General features: G+C 68.8%; 1 pseudogene. It reads right to left on the bottom strand.

Going from position 1 to position 1,375, the window contains the following annotated elements:
- Positions 1-7: 7 nt before the first annotated feature.
- Positions 8-1,262 (bottom strand): annotated as a pseudogene (locus tag KGA66_RS29045) (IS256 family transposase).
- Positions 1,263-1,375 lie beyond the last annotated feature (113 nt).

The following is a 1,375-nucleotide window of genomic DNA, read 5'->3' on the forward strand; positions in this document are numbered from 1 at the left end:
GTGCTGATCAGGCTGCGGTGAGCTGTTCGCGCTCGACGAGTTCGCCGCGCTCGAAGCGTGCTCCGGCGCGTACGAGGGCGACGAGGTGGGGCGCGTTTACGGCGCGCCAGCGGTCCTGCGCGGACTCGATGAGCTTGAACGTCATGGCGAGGGCGGCCGTGCGCGAGCCCGCGCCGCGGGTGACCTTGGTCCGGAGCCGGACGGTCGAGAAGGTCGATTCAATAGGATTTGTGGTCCGCAGGTGGACCCAGTGTTCGGCGGGGTAGTCGTAGAACGCCAGCAGTTCCGGCTCGTCGCTGGTGATCTTCTGCACGGCCTTGGGGAACTTCGCGCCGTACACCTTGGCGAACGCCTTGACCGCGTCCTGGGCGTGCTCCTTGTCCTCGGCGCCCCAGATCTCGGCGAGCGCCGTCTTCGCCGCCGGCTGCGCCGACTTCGGCAACGCATCCAGGACATTCGCGGTTTTATGCACCCAGCAGCGCTGCTCCCGGGTCTCGGGGAAGACCTCGCGCAGCGCCTTCCAGAACCCCAGCGCCCCGTCGCCGACCGCGAGCACCGGGGCCCGCATGCCGCGCCGGGCACAATCGCGCAGCAGATTCGCCCATGATTCGCCCGATTCGCGGTATCCCGAGTCCAGGGCTATCAGCTCTTTGCGTCCGTCGGCGCGGACTCCGAGCAGCACCAGCACGCTCGCCTTGGCCTCCTCCAGGCGCACCTTCAGATGGACGCCGTCGGCCCACACGTACACGTAATCGCAGCCGGACAAATCCCGGCGTTGAAAGACGTCGTGGTCGGCCTGCCACTGCGCGGTCAGCCGCGAGACGGTCGCGGGCGAGAGCCCGGCCGCCGAACCGAGGAACTGCTCAAGCGCCGGGACGAAGTCACCGGTCGACAAACCGTGCAGGTAGAGCAGCGGCAGCACCTCGGAGACCTTCGGGGTCTTGCGCGCCCACGCGGGCAGGATCGCCGAGGAGAACCGCGGCCCGCGCCCCGGTGTCTGGATCGACGCGTTTGTCGTTGACCCGCGGCGCCTTGACCTGCACCGGGCCCGCGGCCGTGGCCACAGCGCGCTCGGCGTGGTAACCGTTGCGCACCACCAGGCGCCGCCCGGCCTCATCGCGCTGGTCCGCCAGCTGCGCGAGATAGGCGTTGACCTCGGCCTCGAGCGCGGCGGCGAGCATCCGCTTCGCGCCCTCTCGCACGATCTCATCGATCAGGGAACCGTTCGGCGTCATGCCCTCGGCGTCGACTACGGTAAGCATGGGCGTGCCCTCCCAGCCGACGTTGGCGCGTCGGCCTACTCGATGACCTTGGATTCGATCACTCGGGAGGGTACGCCCTCACCGAGCCGATCCACAGGTTCCAAGCATTGCTC

Origin of the sequence: Actinocrinis puniceicyclus, from assembly GCF_018283645.1 — a bacterium.
GTDB classification, from domain to species: Bacteria; Actinomycetota; Actinomycetes; order Streptomycetales; family Catenulisporaceae; genus Actinocrinis; species Actinocrinis puniceicyclus.